17 protein-coding genes are annotated in these 22,170 nt (G+C 49.7%); 13 read left to right on the top strand and 4 right to left on the bottom strand.

Annotated features, from left to right (window positions below; genetic code table 11):
• Positions 1 to 158: 158 nt before the first annotated feature.
• The 9 genes from NE473_RS00345 to NE473_RS00385 all read left to right on the top strand — a co-directional run bounded on the left by NE473_RS00345 (position 159) and on the right by NE473_RS00385 (position 11,520).
• A complete protein-coding gene (locus tag NE473_RS00345; RefSeq protein WP_055648807.1) occupies positions 159 to 2,453 on the top strand; it encodes an FMN-binding protein in 2,295 nt (764 codons plus the stop codon).
• Between the two features lie 163 nt (positions 2,454 to 2,616).
• The gene (locus tag NE473_RS00350) at positions 2,617 to 3,138 is read left to right on the top strand and encodes a Gx transporter family protein (protein WP_022032689.1); all 522 of its coding nucleotides are present in this window, start codon (positions 2,617 to 2,619) and stop codon (positions 3,136 to 3,138) included.
• An 88-nt stretch (positions 3,139 to 3,226) separates the two neighbouring features.
• Positions 3,227 to 4,738: a UDP-glucose--hexose-1-phosphate uridylyltransferase gene (gene galT, locus NE473_RS00355; RefSeq protein ID WP_081034772.1), complete on the top strand. Its 1,512-nt coding sequence runs from the start codon at positions 3,227 to 3,229 to the stop codon at positions 4,736 to 4,738.
• 194 nt (positions 4,739 to 4,932) lie between these two features.
• Positions 4,933 to 5,796, top strand: coding sequence for a YitT family protein (locus NE473_RS00360; RefSeq protein ID WP_039892319.1), 864 nt, complete (start codon positions 4,933 to 4,935; stop codon positions 5,794 to 5,796).
• Positions 5,797 to 5,966: 170 nt separating this feature from the next.
• Complete coding sequence (locus tag NE473_RS00365) at positions 5,967 to 7,019, top strand: ABC transporter substrate-binding protein (RefSeq protein ID WP_039892307.1); 1,053 nt, start codon at positions 5,967 to 5,969, stop codon at positions 7,017 to 7,019.
• Between the two features lie 174 nt (positions 7,020 to 7,193).
• Positions 7,194 to 8,108, top strand: a complete 915-nt coding sequence (locus tag NE473_RS00370; protein ID WP_006775262.1) for an ABC transporter permease — start codon at positions 7,194 to 7,196, stop codon at positions 8,106 to 8,108.
• 2 nt (positions 8,109 to 8,110) lie between these two features.
• Positions 8,111 to 8,908 (top strand): ABC transporter ATP-binding protein, encoded by a 798-nt coding sequence (locus NE473_RS00375; RefSeq protein ID WP_006775263.1) that lies wholly within the window; start codon positions 8,111 to 8,113, stop codon positions 8,906 to 8,908.
• A 294-nt stretch (positions 8,909 to 9,202) separates the two neighbouring features.
• Positions 9,203 to 10,828 carry a C40 family peptidase gene (locus tag NE473_RS00380; protein ID WP_055648809.1) on the top strand — a complete coding sequence of 542 codons (1,626 nt, stop codon included), beginning with the start codon at positions 9,203 to 9,205 and terminating at the stop codon, positions 10,826 to 10,828.
• A gap of 104 nt (positions 10,829 to 10,932) precedes the next feature.
• Complete coding sequence (locus tag NE473_RS00385) at positions 10,933 to 11,520, top strand: hypothetical protein (RefSeq protein ID WP_242866041.1); 588 nt, start codon at positions 10,933 to 10,935, stop codon at positions 11,518 to 11,520.
• Positions 11,521 to 11,919: 399 nt separating this feature from the next.
• Here the strand turns inward: NE473_RS00385 and NE473_RS00395 are convergent, their stop codons facing one another.
• Together NE473_RS00395 and NE473_RS00400 are read right to left on the bottom strand one after the other, a co-directional pair.
• Positions 11,920 to 14,226 (bottom strand): hydratase, encoded by a 2,307-nt coding sequence (locus NE473_RS00395; protein ID WP_055648810.1) that lies wholly within the window; start codon positions 14,224 to 14,226, stop codon positions 11,920 to 11,922.
• A gap of 3 nt (positions 14,227 to 14,229) precedes the next feature.
• On the bottom strand, positions 14,230 to 15,561 hold the full coding sequence (locus NE473_RS00400; protein WP_055648811.1) for a citrate synthase: 1,332 nt from the start codon (positions 15,559 to 15,561) through the stop codon (positions 14,230 to 14,232).
• Between the two features lie 362 nt (positions 15,562 to 15,923).
• Between NE473_RS00400 and NE473_RS00405 the strand changes: the two genes are divergently transcribed.
• Both NE473_RS00405 and NE473_RS00410 read left to right on the top strand, forming a co-directional pair.
• Entirely contained in the window at positions 15,924 to 16,319 is a 396-nt protein-coding gene (locus NE473_RS00405) for a DUF2500 domain-containing protein (RefSeq protein WP_002603919.1), read from the top strand.
• 51 nt (positions 16,320 to 16,370) lie between these two features.
• A complete protein-coding gene (locus NE473_RS00410) occupies positions 16,371 to 17,528 on the top strand; it encodes a DUF2812 domain-containing protein (protein WP_055648812.1) in 1,158 nt (385 codons plus the stop codon).
• On the opposite strand, the gene NE473_RS00415 is transcribed toward NE473_RS00410, so the two are convergent.
• The gene (locus NE473_RS00415; protein WP_055648813.1) at positions 17,529 to 18,905 is read right to left on the bottom strand and encodes an MATE family efflux transporter; all 1,377 of its coding nucleotides are present in this window, start codon (positions 18,903 to 18,905) and stop codon (positions 17,529 to 17,531) included.
• 4 nt (positions 18,906 to 18,909) lie between these two features.
• On the bottom strand, positions 18,910 to 19,524 hold the full coding sequence (locus NE473_RS00420; RefSeq protein ID WP_055648814.1) for a TetR/AcrR family transcriptional regulator: 615 nt from the start codon (positions 19,522 to 19,524) through the stop codon (positions 18,910 to 18,912).
• A 190-nt stretch (positions 19,525 to 19,714) separates the two neighbouring features.
• On the opposite strand from NE473_RS00420, the gene NE473_RS00425 reads away from it, so the two are divergent.
• Together NE473_RS00425 and NE473_RS00430 are read left to right on the top strand one after the other, a co-directional pair.
• Positions 19,715 to 20,401 (top strand): helix-turn-helix transcriptional regulator, encoded by a 687-nt coding sequence (locus NE473_RS00425; RefSeq protein WP_055648815.1) that lies wholly within the window; start codon positions 19,715 to 19,717, stop codon positions 20,399 to 20,401.
• Positions 20,402 to 20,740: 339 nt separating this feature from the next.
• Positions 20,741 to 22,030 (top strand): MFS transporter, encoded by a 1,290-nt coding sequence (locus NE473_RS00430; RefSeq protein ID WP_055648817.1) that lies wholly within the window; start codon positions 20,741 to 20,743, stop codon positions 22,028 to 22,030.
• Positions 22,031 to 22,170: the final 140 nt, after the last annotated feature.

The raw sequence follows: 22,170 nt of genomic DNA on the forward strand, positions 1-22,170 counted from the left end.
ATTGCCCTTCATAGTATAACACAATTTCCAGAATTATACATGAAGTTATAAAAATTTTATAAAATAATCAAAAATCATTAAAAAAACCATTGCTTGAAGCATTAAGAATATGTTAAAATAAAAACAAAGTAGCAAATCGTACATTTCAGGAGGAAATCATGAATAAAGGCAGTTTGGATACGAAGAAAAAGGGACTGATCGGGCTGGGTGCGCTGGTGGTTCTGGCGGGAGCAACAATACTGGGATCCGATCCGCTTTACAAGGCAATTGATGACATGGCGCGTCCTGCGATCTATACGGCGGGAACGTATACAGCGTCCGCACGCGGATACGGCGGACCTGTAACAGTAACTGTTAAGGTTTCCACAAAGGCGATCGAGTCGATCGATGTAGTGGGAGAGAAAGAGACACTTTTGGATCAGGTAGTACCTTCCCTTCCGGATGCAATTATCGGCAAGCAGACGCTGGATATGGATGCGGTTTCAGGCGCCACACTCAGCAGCAACGCAATTATAAAAGCAGTGGAGAAGGCTCTTGCCGAAGCCAGAGGCGAAGCGGTGGAGGAAGAGACGACAAAGGCGGAGGAATCCGCAGCGACAGGCTGGAATGACGGTACATATTCCTATGAAGCTCCTGAATTCGATGACAACGGATACAAGGATCTGGTGAATATGACCATCAAAGACGGCAAGATCACCGCGCTTTCCTGGGACTGCGTGGATAAGGACGGCAAGCTGAAGAGCCAGCTTTCCATGGATGGCCAGTACGTCATGACGGAGGATGGCCCGAAGTGGTATGAGCAGGCGGATGCCGTAGTGGAATACGTGCTGGAGAATCAGTCTCTGGACGGTCTGATCAATGAAGAAGGCTATACCGATACCGTATCTTCCGTAAGCATCAATTTATACGGTTTCGTAAACGGTGTGAAGGACTGTCTGAAGCAGGCGGCCGGAGAAGGCAAAACACAGGCTGGCTGGAACGACGGATCTTACTCTTATGAAGCGCCGGAGTTTGACAGCAACGGATACAAGGACCAGGTGTCCATGACTGTAAAAGGCGGCAGGATTACGGCGCTTACCTGGGACTGCGTGGATAAGGACGGCAAACTGAAGAGCAACCTGTCCATGAACGGCGAGTATGTGATGACGGAGGATGGACCGAAGTGGCACGAGCAGGCGGAAGCCGTAGTGAAGTACGTGCTGGCGAACCAGTCTCTGGACGGCCTGATCAACGCGGATGGCTATACCGACACGGTAGCCTCCGTAAGCATTAACTTATACGGTTTTGTGAACGGTGTGAAGGACTGTCTGAAGCAGGCGGCCGGAGAAGCCAAAGCACAGGCCGGCTGGAATGACGGCTCTTATTCTTATGAAGCGCCGGAATTTGACAGCAACGGATACAAAGATCAGGTAGCCATGACCATTGAGGGCGGCAGGATTACGGCACTAACCTGGGACTGTGTGGATAAGGACGGCAAACTGAAGAGCAACCTGTCCATGAACGGCGAGTATGTGATGACGGAGGATGGACCGAAGTGGCACGAGCAGGCGGAAGCCGTAGTGAAATACGTGCTGGAAAACCAGTCTCTCGATCACTTGATCGACGCGGATGGCTATACTGACACGGTGGCGTCTGTAAGCATTAACTTATATGGATTTGTAAATGGAGTGAAGGACTGTCTGCGTCAGGCGTCTGAGGGGACCGCGGCTAAGAGCAGCTGGAGCGACGGAACCTTTTCCTATGAGGCTCCGGAATTCGACAGCAATGGATACAAGGATCAGGTTTCCATGACTGTGAAAGACGGAAAGATGACGGCTCTCACCTGGGACTGTGTGGATAAGGAAGGAAAGAAAAAGAGCAACCTTTCCATGGATGGCGAGTATGTGATGTCGGAAGACGGCCCGAAGTGGCATGAACAGGCGGAGGCCGTAGTAAAATACGTGCTGGAGAACCAGTCTCTCGACGGCCTGATCAATGAGGATGGCTATACGGATACCGTGGCTTCTGTGAGCATCAATTTATACGGCTTTGTCGGCGGCGTGGAGGACTGTCTCCGCCAGTCGTCAGAAGGCAGTGCCGCGGCGGCTTCTGCAAGTGCGGTGAAGGACGGAAGCTACTCCTACGAGTCTCCGGAATTTGACGGCAATGGCTATAAGGATCAGGTTTCCATGACGATCAAAGATGGTAAGATCACAGCGCTCACCTGGGACTGCGTCGATAAAGACGGAAAGAAAAAGAGCAATCTGTCCATGAACGGCGAGTATGTGATGACAGAGGACGGCCCGAAGTGGCATGAGCAGGCGGAGTCTGTGGTAGCCTATGTTCTGGAGAACCAGTCTCTGGACGGTCTGATCAATGAGGATGGCTATACGGATGCCATAGCCTCCGTAAGCATCAATTTATACGGATTTACAGGCGGTGTGGAAGACTGTTTGAAGCAGGCTTCCAGATAAGCAGTAAGGATTGATGAAATTTAAAACAATTGCCGGACTTTTCGAAGTCTGGCAATTGTATTTTATACAGGAAGTATGGTAAGATGGTAGGCGGTAGAAACAGATACGGCGCGTAAGCGGTATAAGACGGCTGTTTACGTGCTTGGAAGCAGGAGGTAAGATGATGACAGGAAAGACGGAGCAAAGCCCCGCTCATAAGACGGCGCTCTACGGCATGCTGATTGCACTCGCTTTTGTACTGAGCTTTGTCGAGACGCTGATCCCCATTTCCCTTGGGGTTCCGGGCGTAAAGCTGGGACTTGCCAATCTGGTGACGGTCGTGGGCCTCTACACAGTTGGAATTTACGGAACCGTAGCCGTTTCCATGATCAGGATCGTGCTGGTGGCGTTTACCTTTGGAAATGTCTTTAGTATGCTGTACAGCCTCGGCGGCTGGGGGCTGAGTATTCTTTTGATGATCCTGTGTAAGAAGCGGGAGTGGTTCAGCTCAGTGGGAATCAGCGTCATCGGCGGAGTGGGCCACAATATCGGCCAGCTCTGCGTGGCAGCTCTGGTGGTGAAACAGGCGGGGGTATTTATTTATCTGCCTGTGCTCCTGATTGCGGGAACGGCAGCCGGTCTTGTGATTGGCCTCGTCGGAGGGATGATTGTGGAACGCCTTTTGCGCTTTATAAAAAAATTATAGGAAAAACAAAGGATATCGTATTGTTTTACGTGTTCCCTCAAGTTATAATAGAGGGAACACAGTCATGAAGAAAACAGGAGGGATTGGGATGATTTATGAGGCAATAAAGAAACTGGTGCAGTACGGAATGGATACAGGGCTGATTACTGAGGTCGACAGGATCTATGCCACGAACCAGATTCTTGACGTGATGCGGATGGACGAGTATGAGGAACCGGAGGGTGAGTTAAGTGAGACCGACTTGGAATCCGTTTTAAAGGAATTGCTGGATTATGCCCATGAGACAGGCGTTCTGCCGGAGGACAGCATTACATACCGGGATTTATTTGATACAAAACTGATGAACTGCCTGATGCCGAGACCTGGTGAGATCGAGAAGAAATTCTGGGACATCTATAACGGGGAATCTCCGGAGGCAGCCACGGATTATTATTATAACCTGAGTCAGGATTCCGATTACATCAGACGGTACCGCATCAAAAAGGATATGAGATGGGTGACGGCCACGAAGTATGGCGATCTTGACATTACCGTCAACTTATCCAAGCCTGAGAAGGATCCGAAAGCCATTGCGGCGGCAAAGCTGGCGAAGCAGAGCGGTTATCCCAAGTGTCAGCTCTGTATGGAGAACGAGGGCTATGCCGGGAGAACGAATCATCCCGCCCGGAACAACCACAGGATCATTCGTCTGAAAATTAACGACAGCAGATGGGGCTTCCAGTACTCCCCTTACGTTTACTATAACGAACACTGCATTGTGTTTAACGGCCAGCATATTCCGATGAAGATTGAGAAGGACACCTTTGTCAAGCTGTTTGATTTCGTCAAACTGTTCCCTCACTACTTCCTGGGCTCTAACGCGGATCTCCCGATCGTGGGCGGTTCCATCCTGTCCCATGACCATTTCCAGGGCGGCAATTATACCTTTGCCATGGCGAAGGCGCCGATTGAGAAGTATTACGAGATGGAGGATTTCCCGGGCGTGGAAGCCGGCATTGTGAAATGGCCGATGGCTGTCTTAAGAACCCGCAGCAAGAATCCGGATGACTTAATCCGGCTGGGAGACCGGGTTCTGCAGGCGTGGAGAGGCTATACGGACGAGGAGGCATTTATTTACGCGGAGACCGGCGGGGAACCGCATAACACAATCACCCCCATCGCCAGGAAAAAGGGCGGTATGTACGAACTGGACCTGGTGCTCCGGAACAATATTACGACGGAAGAGTATCCGCTGGGCGTTTACCATCCGCATCAGGAGCTCCACCATATCAAGAAGGAGAATATCGGTTTAATCGAGGTTATGGGACTGGCGGTCCTTCCTTCCAGACTGAAGGATGAGCTGAGCCTTCTGGCCGGGTATATTCTGGAAAAGAAGGATATCCGCAGCAATGAAATGATCGAAAAACATGCGGACTGGGTGGAGGAATTCCTGCCAAATTATCCGGAGATCACGAAGGAAACCATCGACGAGATTCTTCAGAAGGAAGTAGGCCTTGTATTCGAGCGCGTCCTTGAGGATGCGGGCGTCTATAAGTGTGACGAGAAGGGAAGAACCGCGTTTGGGCGTTTCCTTCACAGTACAGGCTTTGTGGAAGCCTGAAGTGATATAAACTGACTTTTGCAGGCTGATCCTGCCACAGACATACTGTTGTGGCCGGGTCAGCCTGTTTGGTGTTTGTAATTGTAATCTGATTGCGCTATATTCTATTGGGAATGAGAGGCATGCCTCTCATTTACTAGCGTGATAAAAGGGGGACCGGCTGGAAGAAAAGGCCGGGGATGACAGACAAAGTCATGAAACAGATTGAAAACAAAACACTCAGAACACTGGCGGAGTATGGGATCATAACAGGAAGTATCTGGATTATGGTCATCGGAATTTATTTCTTCAAATTCCCGAATAATTTTGCTTTCGGAGGTGTCACGGGTTTTGCCACGGTAGTAAGTGCGGTGACTCACTGGTCGGCAAGTCAGTTTACGACGATTGTCAATATGGCGCTTTTAGTGGCCGGTTTTATTTTTTTAGGGCGCGGATTTGGCGTGAAGACGGTTTACGCCAGCATCCTGATGTCATTTACCCTCTCATTTTTAGAACGGACGTGCCCGATGGTCCGCCCGCTGACCAGAGAGCCTCTGCTGGAACTGATCTTTGCGATTCTGCTTCCGGGAGTCGGCTCGGCGCTCCTGTTTCATATCGGCGCCTCCAGCGGCGGAACCGATATCGTGGCGATGATTCTGAAAAAGTATACGAGCTGCAACATTGGCACGGTGCTGCTTGTTGTGGATATGGCTGCAGTGATTATGGCGTTCTTTGTATTCGGACCGGAGACGGGACTGTTTTCTTCCCTCGGACTTATGGCAAAATCACTGGTCATTGACGATGTGATCGAGAATATCAATCTTTGTAAATGCTTCAGCATCATTTGTGACGATCCGGGGCCGATCTGCGACTATATAATTAATGGTCTGAACCGGAGCGCGACGGTGTATGAGGCGCAGGGAGCGTTTACCCATCACCGGAAGACCGTGGTTCTGACCACCATGAAGCGGTCCCAGGCATTAAAGCTCAGAAACTATATCAGGCGAGTGGAGCCCAGCGCCTTTATTCTGATTTCCAATTCCAGCGAGATTATAGGAAACGGATTTCTGGCCGGGTAAAAAGTGATAAAACCATTTCTCTGTTTTCGGCATTTTTAACAAAAATACACTTTAATGCGTTAAACACACATAAAATTAATGCGATGAAATTGACGGGGCGGATTTTTTGTAGTATGATACCAATTAAGTTCAGATCGAACGAGATTTGTGAAGAAGAGGAGAGAATGGTTATGAAAAAAACAGCAAAAGCGGCATCACTCATCCTGGTGGGAGCCATGATGATGTCCTTAACGGCATGCGGCAGCAAGCCGGCAGAGACAACGAAGGCGCCTGAGACAACGACAGCAGAAGCGGCTTCCTCCGCGGCTGACACGGAGGCAGAAGAGACAACTGCGGAAGCGGCTAAGACGGATGATGGAAAGCAGTTTAAGATCGGCGTACTTCAGCTGGTACAGCACTCCGCACTGGATGCGGCAAACAAGGGATTTATCCAGGCGCTTGATGACGCCGGAATTAACTATACGGTGGATCAGCAGAACGCCTCCGGCGATCAGCCGACCTGTCAGACCATCGCCAGCAAGCTGGTGAATGACGGCGACGATCTGATTCTTGCGATTGCGACTCCGGCTGCACAGGCTGTTGCCGGTGCGACGACGGATATTCCGGTTCTGATTACTGCGGTAACGGATCCTGCGGAATCTGATCTGGTTGCAAGCAACGACGTTCCCGGCGGTAATGTCAGCGGTACTTCTGACTTAACTCCGGTAAAGGAGCAGATCGATTTATTAAAGCAGATTCTTCCGGATGCGCAGACGGTTGGCGTCCTTTACTGTTCAGCGGAATCCAATTCTGAGATCCAGGCCAAGATGGCCAGAGAAGCGATCGAAGCGAAGGGAATGAAAGCGGTTGACTACACGGTTTCGAATTCCAACGAGCTTCAGACGGTTGTTACTTCCATGGTAGGTAATGTGGATGCGATCTACGCTCCGACAGACAACACCATTGCAGCTGGCATGGCGACTGTCGGCATGGTAGCGATTGATAACGGAATTCCGGTTATCTGCGGGGAAGAAGGCATGGTGGATGCCGGCGGATTGGCTACATATGGAATTGACTACTTCCAGCTGGGATACTTGACCGGCCAGCAGGCAGTCAGAGTTCTGACAGAGGGAGCTGATATCTCTCAGATGCCGATCGAATATCTGCCGGCAGATAAGTGCAATCTGACTGTCAACGAAGATACGGCGGCGGCGCTTAACATCGACGTATCCGGTCTCAAATAAGAGAATATTTTTAAGCAGGCAGATGCCAGCGGCGGCAGGCATCTGTCTGTTTCTACATAAATGCTTTACATAAAGAATGCGGGAGTGTATTCTTTATGTAAGGCATTTATGAGCGTTATCATGAGCGCTTAAGACTGATATGCCGGAAAGATAAAGATGCGGAGGAATGGTTGAATGAACGGTTTACTGGTATCCCTTCAGGACGCGGTAGTGCAGGGAGTTTTATGGGGAATTATGGTACTGGGGGTTTACATTACTTACAAGCTTTTGGATATCGCCGATTTAACGGTGGATGGAAGCTTTGCCCTGGGCGGCTGTGTCTGTGCCGTTATGGTGTTAAACAAAGGGGTGGATCCCTGGATCGCCCTGATTATAGCGGCAGCAGCCGGTATGGCTGCAGGAGCGGTGACGGGATTCTTACATACGGTGTTTGAGATACCTGCGATTCTTGCAGGAATTTTGACGCAGATCGGGCTGTGGTCCATCAATCTGCGGATCATGGGCGGCAAGAGCAATGTGCCGTTGTTAAAGACCGATACGATCTTCTCCAAAATTATAGGCTGGACAGGAATCAACAAACAGCTTGCGTCCCTTCTGCTGGGAATTGGAGTCGCTGTATTGATGATCGCTTTTCTGTACTGGTTCTTTGGTACGGAGATCGGAAGCGCCATGCGGGCTACCGGCAATAATGAAGCGATGATCCGGGCCCAGGGGGTGAACACGAACTGGACCAAGCTGCTGGCGCTGACCATCAGCAACGGCCTCGTAGGCTTATCCGGCGCTCTTGTATGCCAGAGCCAGAAGTATGCGGACATCGGCATGGGAACCGGAGCGATCGTGATCGGTCTGGCCGCCATTGTCATCGGTGATGTATTGATGGGACGGCTTCGTTCCTTTGGCAGCAAGCTGACCTCGGCTGTCGTAGGTTCTGTCATTTACTTTGTAATCCGCGCGGTGGTACTGAGAATGGGCATGAATGCCAACGATATGAAGCTGCTTTCCGCAGTGATCGTTGCAGTTGCTCTCTGTGTTCCTGTCGTGGTAAGAAAATGGCGCCTTAAAAAAGCTTACACGGAAGGGGGAGAATAAGCATGCTGGAAATTAAAAATGTCCGAAAGACTTTTAACAAGAATACAATCAATGAGAAAAAAGCGTTAAACGGAATTAACCTGCATCTGGATGAGGGAGATTTTGTAACGGTTATCGGCGGCAACGGCGCTGGAAAATCCACGATGCTCAACATGATTGCAGGTGTCTATCCCATCGACTCCGGAAAGATTGAGATCGACGGAGTCAATATTTCCAGGGAACCGGAATATAAACGTGCCCGCTATATCGGCAGAGTCTTCCAGGACCCTATGATGGGCACGGCTGCGGGGATGGAGATTCAGGAAAATATGGCTCTCGCATTCCGGCGCGGCCAGAGGCGCGGTCTGGGCTGGGGGATCAAGGCCAATGAAAAGGACTTCTACCACGATGCATTGATGAAGCTGGGGCTGGGGCTGCAGACCCGTATGACGAATAAGGTGGGCCTTTTATCCGGCGGCCAGAGGCAGGCGCTGACGCTCCTGATGGCGACGCTTCAGAAACCGAAGCTGCTTCTTCTGGATGAACATACCGCGGCACTGGATCCGAAGACGGCTAAAAAGGTACTGGAGATCACGCAGGAGATCGTGGAGGAGCAGAACTTAACGACCTTAATGATTACACACAACATGAAAGATGCCATCTCCATTGGTAACCGCCTTGTCATGATGCATGAAGGCAGGATTATCTATGACGTGTCCGGAGACGAAAAGAAAAAGCTGGAGGTAGATGACCTCTTAAAGAAATTCGAAGAAGCAAGCGGTGAGGAGTTTGCCAACGACCGTATGATTCTGGCGAAGTAGCAGCTATCAGTGTGGCTGCCAAAATGAGGCGGCAGGAATTGACCGGAACAGTCCGGCTGGATTCTGCCGCTTTTTTGCTGCTGCGCTGCGGTGCAAGTGGGACACTGCCGCTGTAAATGCGGTTCTGCACCGGTACATCTGATTATGTTACATAATTGTTACATAATCTTAATAATTATTTATTCTTTCTATATCGCAATTACCGACAAATTATGCTATACTTATGCGGATAGGCTCGTAGTCTGACTTGACAGTTTTAAAAGCCAAAAACGATGATGGAGTGAATATTACAGAATGGAAAACAAAAGCGATAAAAGTGAAAAAAAAGATTACGTTGTTCGTTTGAACAAAGCCAGAAAAAAACGTAATAAGAATGATTACGAAAGATATCTCATTCTGGCGGCGATTGCGATCGTGGTGGTGGTAATCATCATATTTGCCGGGAAGGCCATAGCGAAGCGCGTCTCGGCAGGGGCGGAAAAGACTGCAGCGACAGAAGAGACAGGAAGTCAGGGGGAAGAGTCTGACCAGCTGACGATTGATGCCAAGGAAGCGGAGGAGTCTGAGGCCGAAGCACAGGCAAAGAAGACAGAGGAAGAAAAAAAGGCCGTCGTCGATTCTTACCAGAATCTTGGAATTGTGCAGGTGTCCGGATATCTGAATGTGAGAAAAGAACCGAACACATCGGCGGACATCGTGGGCAAGCTGATGGGAGACAGTGCCTGCGAAATTTTAGACAGTACCCAGGAGGGATGGTACAAGATCTCCTCCGGCGGTATCGAAGGATACATTGATTCCCAGTATGTCCTGACAGGCGACGAAGCGAAGAAGAAGGCTTATGACCTTGTTTCACTGCGCGCGATCGTGCAGGTAGATAATTTAAATATCAGAAAAGAGGCCAATACCACATCAGATGTTGTGGGTCAGGGGCTGTTAAACGAGCGGTATGAGGTGATCGATCAGTTGGATGGCTGGGTACAGATTCCCTCCGGTTATATGTCGGCTGATTACGTGAAGCTGGAGTATGCGTTAAATGAGGCCAGAAAACTGGATTTGAAGGCCATGATTTTTAACATGTACAAAAACATAGGAATTTCGGATGTGGACAACTATCTCAACGTGAGAGAAGAGCCCAGCGAGAATGGCAAGATTATCGCCAAGATGCCCAGCAAGGCGGCCGGCAATATTCTTGAGACTACAGACAACGGCTGGTACAAGATCCAGTCCGGCAAGATCACCGGTTACGTAAAATCGGATTACATTCTGACCGGTCAGCCGGCGAAGGATGAGGCGCTGAAGGTTGCAGAACTGATGGCGATTGTAAACACGGATATGCTGAATGCCCGTTCCGAACCGTCTACGGATTCCAAGATATGGACCCAGATTTCCAATAATGAGAAATATCCGGTGTTAAAGCAGATTGACGGCTGGGTGGAGATTGAGCTGGAGGAGGACAGCAACGCTTACGTTGCTTCTGATTACGTGGATGTTCGATATGCGCTTCCTGAAGCAATTAAGTTTTCACCGCTGGAGGAAAAGGCGAATGCTGCCGCTTCTCTCAGAACCCAGATTGTTAATTATGCTCTCCAGTTTTTGGGTAATCCCTACGTATGGGGCGGCACCAGCTTAACAAAAGGAGCAGACTGTTCCGGATTTACCCTTTCCGTATTCGGCCATTTTGGAATCAGCCTTCCCCATTATTCAGGATCACAGGCGAATATGGGAAAAGCAGTGAAATCCAGTGAGATGCGGCCGGGCGATCTGGTGTTCTATGCAAACAGTAAAGGTACTATCAATCATGTTGGAATCTACATCGGAAATGGACAGATTGTTAACGCGGCCAGCCGAAGAAGCGGCATCAAGATCTCTACCTGGAATTACAGAACTCCGGTGAGAATCAGGAATATACTCGGAGATTAAACTGCAATTAAAGTTTTAAAACAAGAGGAAAAAATCTGGACATATACCGCCGAACGTTGTATAATATACCTGCAAAGAAGATAACCTGGACTGGAGGCGATTACATGTCAGATGAAATGATGTTAATTTTGGAAAAACTGGATACCATGAATCACAGCCTTGCGGGAATTGAAGGTAAGGTGGACAATACTCGTGAACACCTTTTAAGACTGGAAGAGAGCACGAATGAGCGTTTCATGAAGATGGAAGATCGTTTTGCGGGATTGGAAGATCGCTTTGTGGGATTGGAAGATCGCTTTGCAGGATTGGAAGATCGCTTTGTGGGATTGGAAGATCGTTTTGTAGGATTGGAAGATCGCTTTGTGGGATTAGAAGATCGTTTTGCAGGATTGGAAGGCCGTTTCGTGGGATTGGAAGATCGCTTTGTGGGATTAGAAGATCGTTTTACACAGTCAGAAGCAGCAACAGATCTGCGTTTTAACCGTGTAGAACAGAAGCTGGAATCAATGGGGCTGATGCTGGAGAACGAAATAAGTAAAAAAATTGATGCTATTGGCGAAGGTCACGATTATCTGAAACGAAATCTGGATGATGCGCTCAGGGTTGAGAAGGATAAGGAGTGGATGGAGCTTAATATCTTGAATCTTAGAATGGATGTCAGGAAAATCAAAGACAAACTTGCTATGGCTTAGCAGACAGGTGTTGTCCGGAATACAAAGGGGCTGTGAAAAAAGTCCCCTAAAGTAAAAAAGAACGCTTTCAGATATGAAACCTGGAGGCGTTCTTCTTTTTGTGGTAAAATTAAGCTACTATGAATAATAATACTGAAAAATATTATAACAAATAGATAAGTATCTTAAGCCAGAACCCTTACACAAGATGGGACGGCCAGGATATAATCGAGTCAGCATACGAAAGACGATCCTGTTCGGCTTTATGGACACAGGATACGTTTCCCTGCGGGAATTAGAAGACCGGTGCAAAGTGAACCTTCGTTACATGTATCTGATGGATCAGGAAACACAAAATGGAAGAGCTGTGAAAAAATGGAATTAGATCAACTCCATTTTTTCACAGCCCCTATATCTTCTTTATTGGTGGCGGTTTCTGTTATAGTTAATCAGACAACCGGCTTTTACAATCTCTTTTTCCTCATCCGTCATCTCGGCTATGTGAAGGTTGATCTCGTGGATGGGATTGCCTTCCTCATTTTTGATGACATAAGCAGGAATGTTCTGCATGTCGCCCTCTAAGGCTTTCCGTACACCTGGAACATAGATGAAATCACCGATCTCAAAGGAAGGCTCTTCATCTAACAGGAACGGAAGCATGCCCCAGTTGATGACATTGGAGCGGTAACGCTTGGTAGCGTATTCGTTTGCGATATTGGCAAGACCGCCGAGAACTCTCTGGCAGCTGGCAGCCTGCTCGCGTGCAGAACCGTCGCCTGGCTTGACAGCGTAGATCATACTGCCGATCTCCGTCTCTCTGGCTCTCAATTCGGGCTGGTCTAAGTAAATGCGAAGCGCTTTGAATGCGGCTTCCATCTCTGGATCCGGTTTTAACGGGCATGCGCCGGTTTTGCGGATTTCTTCCAGCTCATTAACCTTTTTGGAACGTCCGACATACTCCGGATCACGTCTGGAAAGCGTAAATTCTGCCAGACCCAGCGGATTGGAGCGGTAGGAGGAGGTTTCACCGGAAGGAATCAGTTCATCCGTTGTGGTGACAGGGTCCATGATCTTGGAGCAGACTCTCAGGATAATATTATCGGTCAGAGCGCTCATGGACGGCCAGTCTTTGATATTCGGGCCATAGATCAGCTCCGCATCCGGGTCGGCCTTTCCATATCCCTGGTAAACTCTTCTCTCATAGGAAGTGCTGTCAAATTCGTAAGCCGGTACTTCATAATCGTCGACAATTGCCTCAGCAGATGTGAGGATACCGCCGTTTGCAGCGGTGGCAGCGATCGAGCGGGCATCCATCAGGGCAACACTGGAAATCTGGCCATTACCCGGCTTGGAACCTTCACGGTTCGGGAAGTTCCTTGTGGTGTGGCGAATACTCAGCGTGTTGTTTGCCGGTGTGTCGCCGGCACCGAAGCACGGTCCGCAGAATGCTGTCCGGATGGTAGCACCGGCCGCCATCAGTTCTGTAACGGCTCCTTTCTTCACCAGATCCATATATACCGGCTGTGAGGACGGATATACAGACAGATTAAAGATATCGTTTCCGCAGTTTCTGCCGGACAGGATATGAGCAGCGGTCATAACATTGGAATAATTACCGCCGGCACAGCCTGCGATGACACCCTGCTGGACCAGGAGCTTTCCGTCCACGATCTTATCCGTCAGGGACAGATGGATATTCGGATTGCCCAGGATATGGTCTGCTTCCTTTTCTACGTTTCTTAAAATATCGTCCAGGTTTGCATTCAGTTCGTCGATCTCGTAGGTGTTGCTCGGATGGAACGGAAGAGCGATCATCGGCTTAACGGTGCTTAAATCGATGGATACGACGCCGTCATAATAGGCGATATCCGCCGGGTTCAGCTCTTTGTAAGCCTCCTCTCTGCCGTGCAGCTTTAAGTAGTCTCTTGTGTCCTCGTCTGTTTTCCAGATGGAGGAGAGACATGTGGTCTCTGTGGTCATGACATCGACTCCGTTCCGATAATCGGTATCCATGGAGGCGATTCCAGGGCCTACGAATTCCATAACTTTATTTTTCACGTAGCCATTTTTAAATACAGCGCCTACTATGGCGAGCGCCACGTCATGAGGGCCCACGCCCGGACGCGGTTTTCCTGTCAGATAAATCGCTACGACGCCGGGATAGGTGACGTCATATGTATCGCGAAGCAGCTGCTTCACCAGCTCGCCGCCGCCTTCGCCTACCGCCATGGTACCGAGGGCTCCGTAACGGGTATGGCTGTCGGAACCGAGAATCATGCGCCCGCAGCCCGCCATCATTTCACGCATATACTGGTGAATGACCGCGATGTGGGGCGGCACGAAAATCCCGCCGTATTTTTTTGCAGCTGACAGTCCGAAAATGTGGTCGTCTTCATTGATGGTACCGCCTACCGCACACAGGGAGTTGTGGCAGTTCGTCATGACATAGGGAATCGGAAACTCGGTGAGACCTGACGCCCTTGCCGTCTGAATGATCCCGACGAATGTAATGTCATGGGAGGCCATGGAGTCGAAGCGCAGCTTTAAATGCTCCATATTGTCCGCAGTGTTATGTTCCTTCAGGATGGAATAGGCAATCGTGCCCTTTTTCGCCTCTTCTTTTGTTATGTTCTTTCCTGTCAGAGCGACAAGCTTTTCCGCTTCCTGTTCCGGAACCAGTTCGGTACCGTGAATCAGGAAAGCGCCGCCATCATACAATTTTACCATATGCTATCTTTCCTCTCTCTTCTTGTAGGGTGTTGCTTCACCAACGTATTTGAACGCCGGACGCATGATCTTTCCATCATACATTTTGTTTTCGATATTGTGCGCCAGCCAGCCTGCCATACGTGCGCAGACGAAGAGCGGCGTGTACATATCTTCCGGTATCTGTAACATATTATAAGCGAATCCGCTGTAGAAGTCCACATTGTTTGAGAGAGTTTTTCCGTTTCCGGCGAGAGTTTCTTTGGCGACTTTTTCAAATCTTGTCAGGAATTCGTATTCATCCTCACGTTTTTTCTGTTTTGCCAGCTTCTCGCAGCAGCTTTTTAATAAGTCGGCACGCGGATCGGAAACCGTGTAGACGGCATGACCGAGTCCGTATACGAGACCGGTATGATCATAGAAGTCTTTGTCGAGAATTCTCTTGATTACCTGCTTGATCTGTGCGTCGGAGGCCTTTAAACCGATTTCTTTTTCAATGGCGGAGATCATCTCGCTGCAACGGATATTGGCACCGCCGTGTTTCGGTCCTTTTAAGGATCCGATGGATGCGGAGATCGAAGAGTAGATATCGGTTCCGGTGGAGGAAATGACGACATTTGTAAAGGTGGAGTTGTTTCCGCCGCCGTGGTCTGCGTGAATCATCAGCATGACGTCGAGAAGATCAGCCTCCTGCTCGGTGAAGACGCCGTCGCGGCGAAGCATGTAGAGGATGTTCTCGGCAATGGAGTATTCTTCCTTCGGATAGTGGATAATCAGGCTTTCCCGGTCGTAATAGTGAATCTTGCTCTGATAGGCGTAAGCGGCCATGGAGGGAAGTTTTGCCAGAATGCTTACTCCCTTTAACAGTGTCTGGTAAGGATCGACGTTGTCGGGGTCCTCATCGTAATTATAGAGAGAAAGGATACTCTGCTGCAGACTGTTCATCAAATTGCGGGATGGGGAACGAAGCAGATTCTTCTCCAGAAACTCATCGGGAAGCGGATAGAAGTGGCGAAGAATTCCGGCAAATTCATTCAGCTCCTTTTTCGAAGGGAGATATCCGAATAACAGAAGGAATGCGGTTTCTTCAAATCCGTACCGCGCGTTTCCTTTTCCCTTCACCAGATCGCCGATTTCAATACCGCGGTAGAAAAGCTTTCCGGGTACATTGACCTTTTTTCCATCCTGAATCTCGTAGCCGACAACGTCGGATACACGCGTCAAGCCGACCCTGACTCCGGTGCCATCCTCGTTGCGGAGACCTTTTTTTACGTTGTGTTCCTTGAATAAATGATTTGGAATATCCGTATAGTTTGAGGATTTACCAAATGTCTGTGCGATGAAGAAATTATTCATGCGATATTCTCTCCTTTTCCTTTAGATTCAGTCACGGCCTGCATAATTTTGCAGAAAAGCAGCGCGAAGTGATCTCCACGCTGCCCCCATTGGCATTACTGAAGTGACCGTTTTTATATTGTTCAGTAGTTTACCATGGAAAAGTATCAAAGTCAATACCTTGTTATAATCACAATCAAAATATTGTGATACGCACAAGATATGTTTGTATTAACCATACAAATGTGTGTGATAGACGGCCTTAATTTTTAGAAATAAAAATGAATCAATAATATTAAGGAAAAAGAAAGAAAAAGATTCTGACAACATACTATAATAAAAAGAAAAGAGTGGTAACAGCCACAGGGAAAAGGAGCGGCGCCATGTACAGTGATTTTGGCTTTTACGGAGGATTTACGCAGTTATTTCCGATTTTATTCGGAGTTATATTTTTGATCGTGGCAGTAATGATCGTAGTTACCCTGATTCGGGGGATCTCGCAGTGGAATTCCAATAACCACTCTCCGGTATTGACTGTGGAGGCGATGGTGACTTCCAAGCGTCAGGAGGTTTCACATCGGCACAGCAATCAGAACACGATGGATACTTATACAAATTTTACGTCTTATTATGCAACGTTTCAGGTCGAGAGCGGCGACCGCATGGAGCTGGGCGTATCGGGAACGGAGTACGGGATGCTGGCGGAAGGCGACATGGGCAGGCTGACCTTTCAGGGAACGAGGTATCTCAGTTTTGAGAGGGGACCTCTGGAGTCATAGAGAGGGATTTATTCCCGCGAGCAACGAGTCAAACGGACACGAGGATGAGAGATGGAAAAACGAAAAAGAACAATCAGAAAATTGATGCCGGTCAGTCCTTACGACAGCGCCGGTCTGGAGGCCTGGTTTTCGGAGCTGGCCGGACAGGGGCTGTTTGTCAGGAAGACCGGGTATTATTTTGCAAATTTTCAAAGAAAAGAGCCGAGAAGCCTGGTCTATAAGCTGGAGCCTTGTGACCAGCACCGGGATGAGCAGGAAAAGGAGCTGACGGGGCAGTACCGTCTGGCGGGCTGGGAAGCGGCCGGTGATATGTGGCGAAAGTTTTTGATATTTTCGGCTGTCAGGGAGATGGCTGTAAGTCCGGAGATTTCCGTGGAAATACGAAGTGCAGGCGAGGCGTCCCTGAAGAAAGCGGGGTATGGCTGCCTTCTGACGTGCGCTGCGGATGGCGTACTGACGGTGCTCTGGTGCTGGATGATCCTGGGCCGATTTGGTTTCTGGTATACGGCCACCATGGCGACGCCTTTCCTTCTCTGTGCCCTGATGGTCTTTCTGTTTGGAATGAATATCTTCTGGAGAATGTCCGATTACATACAGATCCGGAGATATTTAAAGGGGACAAAATGTGGCGTACATCTGCCAGAACGCAATTGTCAAACACGCCCTGGCAGAGGACGGGCCAGATCGATCTGTTCAGCAGTCGCGGTAACCTGCATCTGCCTCGTGTTTATATGGGCGGGAGAGCAGAAGTCCTGGCATAAGGAACTGAGTGAGGTTCATACCAGTCTTCCGGTTCCGCCCATTACGGCGGTTTCGCCGGAGAGCAGCCCCATAAGCGGAACGGTAACCTATCATTCTTCCATTGTTGCACCGGTACAGTTTCAGATCGTCCAGGATGGACCGGATGCCCAGATGCTCCGTATGGATTATATGGAACTCCGCTTTCCCAGGCTGGTGAAGCCGGTCTTCAAGAATATGATGAAGGATCAGCTGCAGTGGAGCAGCGCTGAACCGGAGGCGGTATCTTCCGGGCTGTTTGACACCGCCTTTGTGGCCGTGATAAACGACAGCATGCATTATCTCTTCGTCTCCGACGGACAGAAGGTAGCAGCAGTGTGCTATATCGGCCCCGGTTATACAGACGAGTTTTTAAAGACGATCCACGACGCCATGGAGACATGGACGCAGCCGGAGCTGTTTTGGCAGTGATCAGCGGGTTTCCTTCATATTCCTGGAAGCCGTCCGTTTCATGGAACGGATCGAAAGGATACATATTAATATAGTAAGAACATCGGCCGCAGGCTGGGCAAAATAGATGCCGGTCACGCCCAGAAGCCTCGGCAGAATCAGGATAAAGGGCACGTAAAAGAGACCCTGGCGGATCATGGACAGGAAGAGGCCGAACCTTGAGGCGCCGATGGTCTGAAAGGTGATGGTCATCATATAGCAGAGCCCAAACGCCGGATATAAGGCAACCTGGGATATCAGCAGCCGGGAACCGTATTCGATCACGGCGGGATTGCTGTTAAATAACCGGATGAACGGCCGGGACAGCGCGATATAGACCGCGGCCACCACGATTGTCAGCAGCAGGGAGGCGGTGAGGGAGAAACGGACAGACTCATGAAAACGGTCTTCGTTCTTCGCACCGAAGGCGTAGGAAGCGACCGGCTGATATCCCTGCATAAATCCCATAATGACGTAGCAGCCGATGAGAATCAGACGCTGGACGACACCGTAGGCCGCAATGATTAAATCGGCGTCCGGCATGGGCTTTGCGGCGATATTGGTCAGCGATGTGGCCGCTGCGAGACAGATCTGAATAACCGCGGAGGGAATTCCGATCAGTGTGACCGTTTTTATCATGTGAAAGTCGGGCTTAAAATAGTGCGGCTTGATTTTAATGATGGAGCGTCCGCCTAAATAGAACCACAGCAGGATGAAAAATGTGACAAACTGAGAGACCGTTGTGGCCAGGGAGGCTCCCTGCACGCCCATACCCAAGCCCCAGTCGAACATGAAAACAGGGTCCAGAACCACATTTAAGGCGGCGCCTGTGATGACGGCTATGGAAGAAATTTTGACGGAAGATTCCGCCCTGGCGGCACAGTTCAAGCTTTGGGCCGGCAGATTGGCCAGCGCGGCGATAAACATCCAGAACGCGTAGTCCTTAGCCTGGGGCAGAACCGCGTCCGAGGCGCCGAAGGAACGGAGCAGCGGCTCCATAAAGAAGAGTCCGCCGGCGCAGAGAATCATACCGATGACTACCGACAGGGCGACGATGGTCGTCACCGTAGTGTTGGCCCCCTCCTGGTCCTTCGCCCCCAGCTGACGTCCTGCCAGCACGGCGGCGCCGGCGGAAAAGATGTTCTCAACCGAAACCATGATCAGAAGCAGGGGCAGCGTCACGCCGACGGCGGCCAGAGCCGTGTCGGAATGCAGCATGCCGATGTAAGCGGTATCGACGATATTATAGACTGCCTTTGCTAAAAGGGCCAGAGTGGCGGGCACCGCCAGCTTGATGATGGCCTTCGAAGGCTTCATTTCTCCCAAAACAGATGCATTCGTTGTTTTTTGACTGTCCATTGGATTACTCCTTTCTCTCTACAACGCCGTACAGGAGGATGTGCAGCGCCCTGCGGCAGCTTTCCTCGTGGTCGCGTATATCGATTTTTGCCGATCCGGTCATCTGGTATCTGGCATTGATATAGTCCTGATACTGGCGGAAGGTGTCCACCACATCTTCCCTCGATAAGTCGGAGCGCAGAGATACCGGCTCCAGCATCCGGTTTAAGCTGTCGATGTTGAAACGGTCGAACGGGGCTTTTTTCTCCTGAATGGAAGCCTCCAAATGAGCGGGCGGCATAATGACGGCATCACAGAAAATCCTCTGGTACTGGGGATTCTGTTCAAAAAAGTCCAGTCTTACACGAAAATACTGCTCCAGCCGCTCTTCGGCGGTTTGGCCTTCCATGTTAGTGTGGCTCTGTAAGTGGCCGGTCAGCGTCTGGAAGCACTCTTCCACACAGGCTAAGTATAAATCGTCTTTTGTCGGAAAATAGTGGTAGATTATCCCCTTGGAAAGTCCGTCCCCGTTACTGATGGTATTGACAGAGCTGGCCCCATAGCCCTGCTCTGCAAATTCCGCCAGCGCACTTTCCAGGATGCGCCGTCTGGTCTGCTGATTCTTTTCTTCTCGTTTCATGATTCCATTCTCCTGAAATAAATATTGACCACATGGTCTATTATTAGAATACCACAAATAGACCACATGGTCAATATTTGATTGAAATAACAGAAAATACTTAAAAATGGGGAATGCAATGATTTGTTGCGTGACAGTGCGGCGCTGTATGTGGTATGGTTTCTTTAAGGATGGAGAAGGAGGCGCACGTATGAACGGAATCGGAAAAAACATAAAGAAGCTGAGGAAAGAGAGCGCACTGTCGCAGGAACAGCTGGCTGAGCAGCTGCATGTGACGAGGCAGGCGGTCTCCAGCTGGGAGACGGGAAAGAACCAGCCGGATATTGAGACGCTGGAATCCATTGCCGCGGTATTTGCCACGGATATTCTGACCGTCTTATACGGACGTTCCAGACTGGAGGAAAGCGGGGAGGAGAAGGGGGCACAGAGAAAGTGCTGTGTGAGAAACTGTCTGATGTGGGGAGCCATAGCCCTCGCTGGGCTTGTGGTTCACCTGATGATCAAAGATAAAATCATGGACTGGTACTACCGGTTCTATTACACAGTCCCGGTCTATTTGATTGCACTGCTTTTGAGGCCCTTATGTGTTTTTGCCCTGGCTGTGGCATTTATGAATGGACTTTGCCTTATCGGAGAAATCCGAATCAGACAGAACTGGATCAGGAGAACGTTTTTTGGGGTGTCCATGTCCTTCCTTTTCCTGTATCTAATGGCCGTGATGCTGTGTCTGGTACCCGTGTTTCTGCCTGACGCGGGAGCTGTATCTGGCTGGAACCGCCGCCTTCCATTCGTTTTTCCATTTATCGTTCGGCTCGTAACGGCGCCTGCGCTGTTTTTACTTCCCGGGATTGGATTGTTTCTTGGACGACACCGATGAAAAGCGGTCATTCATGCGGGACAAGAGAGAGAGAATGTGGTATACTGACAGCAGGGCAGGCGGTCTGCGGGAGCAGATCTGCCGTACAATACGAGTGCAGGGGAGTTTCTGAGCGTGCTCAATACCTGAAAGGGAGGGAAAACCATGGCACCAGTGATCAGAATGAATGCAGCGGCTCTGTGCAGAGTTTCATGACAGGCGAATCTGGCACAGAGCGTATAAAAGGAATTATAAGCGGCAGGAATACCGCTTGATTTTATAAAACAGATGTCGCCTGAGTGGATTCTGCACTTATAAATGAGATGAGTGACCTTTATTTAATTTATAAGGAGAGAATCTATGAAAGACAGACAATACCGTAACTTTATCATTTTCTGGTTCAGCCAGTCCGTATCACAGCTGGGGAGTTCCATGACTTCCTTTGCCTTAATCATCTGGTCTTACGGCAGAACCGGTTCTGCCATGTCCGTGTCGCTTATGACATTTTGTACATGGCTTCCCTATATTGCGGCCAGCATCGTTGCCGGGCCGGTAATCGACCGTTACCATAAGAAAACGATCATGCTTCTCGCGGACCTTCTTGCGGCGCTCTGCTCTCTGACCGTGGCGGCGCTCGCGGTCTTCGGGAATCTGGCGGTCTGGCACATTTTTATCGTCAATGGAATCACCGGCTTTATGAACGCATTTCAGTTTCCGGCGGAGACGGTGGCGGTGGGGATGCTGGTTCCGAAGGAAAAGTACAGCCAGGCCAGCGGCTTAAATTCCTTTACCTCCTCCTTACTCACTGTGGTGACCCCGGTGATGGCCGCGTCCTTATCCTCATTTGCAGGGATAAAGGGTGTCATCGCCTTTGATCTGGCGACCTTTTTGTTTGCCTTTTCTGTCCTGCTGTTTCGGATTAAGATACCGGAGAACGCGGGAGGGACGGAGACAGGGAAAAAGAAAGAGAAGATCTCGGTTCAGGAATCGTGGAGGGAGGGGCTTCAATTTCTTCGCGGACACAAACAGCTCTGGTATCTGATGATCAGCATGGCGCTTATGAACTTTTTTTCACGGCTGACCTATGAAAATATTCTTTCTCCCATGATTCTGGCGCGGAGCGGTCAGAACCAGATCGCGCTCGGCATTGTCAGCGGGATTCTGGGGATCGGAGGCATGGCGGGTGGTCTGATCGTCTCCTTCGTAAAGCTTCCAAAGGACAGCGTCCGGGTAATCTTTATATCGGGAGGCATCTCCTTTCTGCTTGGCGATTTTCTGATGGGAGCGGGGCAGAATGTTCTCGTATGGAGCATTGCCGGCATAGCGGCCAGCATCCCCATTCCTTTTATTATGGCGGGGCAGAATGTGATTCTCTACCGGACGATTCCGCAGAATATGCAGGGGCGTATCTTTGCCGTGCGAAATGCCATCCAGTACTGGACGATTCCGACCGGGATTCTCCTGGGCGGTTTTCTGGCGGACTACGTGTTTGAACCGTTTATGCGCGCGGACGGGGGCATTCAGACAGTTCTTCACCGGCTGACCGGGTATGGAGCCGGCTCCGGGATGGCGGTCATGTTTCTCTGTACCGGCATTCTCGGAAGTTTGAGCTGTTTCTTCTGTTATAAAAAAATGAAAAAGAATGGATAAAAGAAGCACAGGAAGAAGAGCGCGATGATGCGTTCCGCTTCCTGTGCTTCTTTTTGTGCCGGTACAAAGCATAAAATATTGGTTCCTTCCACATCATAAGAAAGCTACCAAAATACAATGATGCAGAAAATACGGCCATG

This window comes from Hungatella sp. SL.1.14, assembly GCF_024460495.1.
Classification (GTDB): domain Bacteria; phylum Bacillota; class Clostridia; order Lachnospirales; family Lachnospiraceae; genus Hungatella; species Hungatella hathewayi.

Bases quoted from the DNA above. Each gene is read 5' to 3' on its own strand.
- NE473_RS00385 (WP_242866041.1), top strand. From the start codon at position 10,933: ATGTCAGATGAAATGATGTTAATTTTGGAAAAACTGGATACCATGAAT.
- NE473_RS00370 (WP_006775262.1), top strand. From the start codon at position 7,194: ATGAACGGTTTACTGGTATCCCTTCAGGACGCGGTAGTGCAGGGAGTT.
- NE473_RS00410 (WP_055648812.1), top strand. From the start codon at position 16,371: ATGGAAAAACGAAAAAGAACAATCAGAAAATTGATGCCGGTCAGTCCT.
- NE473_RS00400 (WP_055648811.1), bottom strand. From the start codon at position 15,561: ATGAATAATTTCTTCATCGCACAGACATTTGGTAAATCCTCAAACTAT.
- NE473_RS00395 (WP_055648810.1), bottom strand. From the start codon at position 14,226: ATGGTAAAATTGTATGATGGCGGCGCTTTCCTGATTCACGGTACCGAA.
- NE473_RS00365 (WP_039892307.1), top strand. From the start codon at position 5,967: ATGAAAAAAACAGCAAAAGCGGCATCACTCATCCTGGTGGGAGCCATG.
- NE473_RS00425 (WP_055648815.1), top strand. From the start codon at position 19,715: ATGAACGGAATCGGAAAAAACATAAAGAAGCTGAGGAAAGAGAGCGCA.
- NE473_RS00350 (WP_022032689.1), top strand. From the start codon at position 2,617: ATGACAGGAAAGACGGAGCAAAGCCCCGCTCATAAGACGGCGCTCTAC.
- NE473_RS00375 (WP_006775263.1), top strand. From the start codon at position 8,111: ATGCTGGAAATTAAAAATGTCCGAAAGACTTTTAACAAGAATACAATC.
- NE473_RS00415 (WP_055648813.1), bottom strand. From the start codon at position 18,905: ATGGACAGTCAAAAAACAACGAATGCATCTGTTTTGGGAGAAATGAAG.
- NE473_RS00360 (WP_039892319.1), top strand. From the start codon at position 4,933: ATGAAACAGATTGAAAACAAAACACTCAGAACACTGGCGGAGTATGGG.
- NE473_RS00420 (WP_055648814.1), bottom strand. From the start codon at position 19,524: ATGAAACGAGAAGAAAAGAATCAGCAGACCAGACGGCGCATCCTGGAA.
- NE473_RS00405 (WP_002603919.1), top strand. From the start codon at position 15,924: ATGTACAGTGATTTTGGCTTTTACGGAGGATTTACGCAGTTATTTCCG.
- NE473_RS00430 (WP_055648817.1), top strand. From the start codon at position 20,741: ATGAAAGACAGACAATACCGTAACTTTATCATTTTCTGGTTCAGCCAG.
- NE473_RS00380 (WP_055648809.1), top strand. From the start codon at position 9,203: ATGGAAAACAAAAGCGATAAAAGTGAAAAAAAAGATTACGTTGTTCGT.
- NE473_RS00345 (WP_055648807.1), top strand. From the start codon at position 159: ATGAATAAAGGCAGTTTGGATACGAAGAAAAAGGGACTGATCGGGCTG.
- galT (WP_081034772.1), top strand. From the start codon at position 3,227: ATGATTTATGAGGCAATAAAGAAACTGGTGCAGTACGGAATGGATACA.